Below are 4,539 nucleotides of genomic sequence, written 5' to 3' on the forward strand. Positions count from 1 at the left end.
TCGTCAAGACTGATGTAGACCATGATGCCCGCGACGCCGCCGAAAAGAATGCCCATGATTTGAGGCGGGAAAACGCCGGCCTGGGCGCCGATCAGAAACCGCAGGGCGGCGTATGCCACGAGGGCCCCGATGGGCTCGGCCAATCCGCTCAATAGCGAGTAAAGGAAAGCTTTTTTCCGGTCGCCCGTGGCATAGAAGATGGGCACGGATACGCTGATGCCTTCGGGAATGTTATGGAGGGCGACGGCAACGGCGATGGCCACGCCGAGGGTCGGATCCTGCAAGGCCGCAAGGAACGTGGCCAACCCCTCGGGGAAATTGTGAATGCCGATTGCCAGCGCGGTGAACAGTCCCATGCGCAGCAGTTTTGTGTCGTGGGCATTGGCGCCGAGCTGGTCTATGGGCGCGGTTGGCGCCTGTGCCTGCGATTCCTGACCAGAGCCGGGCGCCGTAGCGTGTGGATTGTGCAAGGCGGCGGTCTTCTTTTCGGACCGGACCTCGTGCGGGTTCTCCGCGGCGGGAATGAGGTTGTCGACGACGCCGATCACGACGATACCGCCGAAGAACGAGGCGGCGTTGACCCAGTGTCCCCAGTAATCTCCGTAGGTTGCCACGAGGGCATAGGTGCCTTTGTAGAAAATCTCAACGAAGGATACGTACAGCATGACCCCCGCCGAGAAGCCTGTGGCCACCGACAGAAACCGGTAGTTGGTGCGGCTGGCAGTGAACGCGATCACGCTGCCGATGCCCGTGGCCATGCCCGCAAACAGGGTTAACCCGAGGGCCATCCAGACTTGTGACATGGGTTCCTCCTCTCCACGCGATCAAGCATACACCATTACGGCAACGCAAGGTTGTGAGCGAAAGAAGGTTTCGCGGGCCGGTCACGCTCGAGCGTACCACGGGGGCCGGGCGGCGGCTTTTGCGCGGGCCAATGTGGTGGTATGCTTCACGTCGCGGCGATGCGGGGCGGGAATGACGCCGTGGGTGTTTTCCGCGGAAGCCGCAGGCGTGGCGGCATGGGTGTTGTTGTCGAGAAGGTGCGGCGATACGGATTTCCGTGTCTACGTTGGATGTATGGGGGAACGGATGATGGTGTGGCGAGTATCAGGCGCGTTTGTTGGGGCACTTCTGGCTGGCGCTGGCGCATTCGGGCAGACGGCGCCTTGGCATCCCTATTTGAGTTATCCGGGCGGCGGGTACTGGACGGTTCGTGTGCCGGTCGAGGTTGAGAACACGAGCGGCCAGCCGCTGGCCGGCATGCCGGTAAGCCTCACGGTCCAGGAGGGCGACGGCACGGCCGGTCTGATCGGGGAACCGGCCGCGAGCTTGCGGGTGTTGACGGCGGCGGGGCAGGAGTATCTGTTCGACGTGCGCGAGCCTGCTGGCGTGATGAAGCGCGCGGGAACGCTTGCGCCGGGCGACGTGGTCACAATGCCGGTCGAAGCGGCTGCCGGAGCGAGGGCCTCGCTCTTTCTGTATGCGGGCAATCCAGAAGCGTGGTCACCGGTGGACTGGCTGAACGCCGGGCTCGATAACCCGGGTTTCGAGGGCGTGGCGGGGTGGGCTGCCGCTTCCATCGATGCGTCGCACCGCATGGCGTTCCAGGAAGGCGGGGCGCACGGGGGCGCGCAATGCGCACGGTGCGAGGTCGATCCCGGCGCGGCTTCGGAGTGGGTGAAGTACGCCCAGGACGGGATCCCGGTTGCCCAGGGTCAGCGTTACCGGTTCACGGCATGGGTGAGAGCCGAGAACGTCGCCGGGAAGGCGGGATGGTTTGTCCATGTGAACGGCGTACGGCCGCAGATGGTAAACCAGGCCGCGGGATGGGACGGAACCTTTGACTGGCGCGAGGTGGTGTTGGAGTTCGACGTACCCGAGGGCGGCCAGACGTTCAGTTGCGGGACGGTCCTGTACGGCACGGGCACGGCGTGGTACGACGACGCAAGGTTCGAGCGGCTGTCTGAACAAAGCGGCATCACGGTGAAGATCGGGCCTGCCGAACGCATGGAGCTGGACTCGGATGATGCATCCCCCGCGTGGCTCGGCCAGGAATGGGAATTGCGCGCCCCCATCGTGTTGCGGAACTTTACGGACGAGCCGGCCGAACGTCTGTTCGGCGTGGACACCCGGCAGATGGCCAACCAGCAGTTCAAGTTTGCCGGCAACGCGTGGAACGCCCGGATTGAGGCCGTCGACGGCGGCGGCAACCCCGTAGCGGTGCAGGGAAGCTTTCGAGAGGATTTGCTTGTGGCGGCCGGCGTGCCGCCCCGAACCGAGAAGCGCGTGTGGCTGTATACGCGGAAGGTGTCGGAGAAAGAGGCCCGTTTTGCCGGGCAATCGCAAGGTGTCGAGGCGTCTTCTTCGCTCTCGGCGAGCGGATTGAATCTTGTCGCGAACGGCGGCATGGAACGCGGCGAGGGCGAGATTCCCGAGGCATGGGAATTCAGCGAAGAAGGCCTCAAAGATGGAGGACGATTCCGCATGCGGCGCGTTCCGGGGGGCGTGGACGGCCAATGGCGCCTGGAACTGCGGGTACCGGAAACGACCGGAAATCCCGACTGGTTCGGGTGGCGGCAACGGGTGAATGTGAAGCCAAATACCCAATACTTGTTGTCCGGCTTTATCAAAGGGGAAGCCCTTGATGGGAGCGCCAGTATCCACGTGCACAAACATCGCGCGGACGGTTCGCTGACCGAGAGCCCGTTTCTGTCGACGGGTCCGGCGATCAGCGGGTCCGGGGATTGGACGCAGACCAGGCAGGTGTTCACCACGCCGTCCGACTGCGCGTACATTGTTGTTCATCTCACGATGAACTGTCACGGTACACTCTGGCACGACGCGCTGACGCTTATGGAATCGGGTACTGGGGTCGTGGGGCATATCGAGTCGAATCTCGCGGAACCGTTGGAGCTGCATGCGTGGGCGGTCAATCCGCTGGTCAAGACCTTTCCGCACGATTTGATGCCGCAGGGCGCAAGCGGCAACGCAGCCGTCTACGCGGCGCGCAATACGCGCAAATCGTTTCAGCTCGCGGTGCGCTCGCCCCGGGACGATGCCGTTACCGTTGACGTATCGGGTCTGACAGGTCCGGGTGGCGCCGCTCTTGCTGCGCCCGCGGCGTGGCTGGCCGAGTACGTGCCCATCGATTTCCCTATCGGGTACCACAGCACGACCGCGCCCGAGTATTGCCGGCTTCTGCCCGAGGGCCGGGGCAACGACGGGTGGGCGGGACTGTGGCCCGACGCCCTGATCCCGTTGGAGGGCCCGGTACCCCTGGCAGGCGGTGAGACAAAGACTTTCTGGTTTGACTTGGACGTGCCTGCGGACGCGACGCCCGGCACGTATGCCGGCAGGGTGGTTTTTCGCGGACGCGAGAAGGAGATCGCGGCGCCTGTCACGGTGACCGTGTGGAATTTTACGGTACCCGCGGCCAAGCAATTGCCTGCGCTGTACGACCTGCGGAACGGGCCGGGCTGGAACATCGCCGGCGGCAACCGCGAAGAGGGCATGCGGCGTTGGTGCGATTTTCTGGCGCGGTACAACGTGTCGCCGGCATTGACCGTCGACTCGCCGGCATTCGGGCTGGAAAACGGCAAAGTGACTATGGAGACCGCGGCGTTCGATGCGTACGCGTCGTATGTCCTCGACGAACTGAAGGTGAACGCTTTGTATACTCCTCATGATTTTTACGCGTGCGGGTGGGCGTATGAACCGCGTGACTTTCTGGGTTTCAAGGCGTTCACGCCCGAATATGTGCAGGCTTGGACGGATGCCTACCGCATGTTCATCGAGCACATCACCGGGAAGGGCTGGCGCGGCAAGTTCGTGCATTACCTGTCCGATGAACCGTTCGAAAGCAGTGAGAAGACGATCACCGGGCTGGCGCGGATAGCGGATATGGCGCGGTCGGTCGCGCCGGACGTGCCGGTCTACTCGAGCACGTGGCACTACATCAAAGGCCTGGAGGGACACTTGACGCTCTGGGGCGTGGGGCTTCACGAAAGTTTTCCGCTTGAGAAAATGCGCGAACGGCAGGCTGCGGGCGACCGGTTCTGGTTCACCACGGACGGCCATATGTGCACGGACACGCCGTTTCTCGGCGTGGAACGGCTCTTGCCATGGCTGTGCCTCAAGTACGGCGTCCAGGGCTATGAGTTCTGGGGCGTGTCGTGGTGGACCTACGACCCCCACGCGTGCGGCTGGCACAAGTACATTCGCCAGAGCAACGAGGGCCATGAGTTCTATTGGGTGCGGTACCCCAACGGCGACGGGTTTCTGGCGTATCCGCAGGGCGAAGACCACGCGGGAACGCCGTTGCCTACAATACGCCTGGTGGCAGCGCGCGAGGGGGTCGACGACTACGAGCTGTTTACCGCTCTTCGGAAGCATGCTGATGCGGGCAATGCCGAAGCCAAGGCCGCGCTGGAGCGCGTACTGGCTGCCGTGGCCATGACCAAGCCGAATGGACGGTATTCGACTCTCCTCATGCCCGACCCGGACGAAATCCAGGCGGCCAGTATCCAGGCGGGGGAAACG

General features: G+C 63.6%; 2 protein-coding genes. One reads left to right on the forward strand and one right to left on the reverse strand.

Translation table 11 applies throughout. From position 1 onward, the window contains the following. Positions 1 to 803, reverse strand: an 803-nt coding sequence (gene zupT, locus PLJ71_20925) for a zinc transporter ZupT (protein HQM51158.1), incomplete at its 3' end; no start/stop codon positions are given. A 172-nt stretch (positions 804 to 975) separates the two neighbouring features. On the opposite strand from zupT, the gene PLJ71_20930 reads away from it, so the two are divergent. Continuing rightward, the coding region (locus PLJ71_20930; GenBank protein ID HQM51159.1) for a DUF4091 domain-containing protein at positions 976 to 4,539 on the forward strand (3,564 nt) is incomplete at its 3' end.

Source organism: Candidatus Hydrogenedentota bacterium (assembly GCA_035416745.1).
Lineage (GTDB): Bacteria > Hydrogenedentota > Hydrogenedentia > Hydrogenedentales > SLHB01 > UBA2224.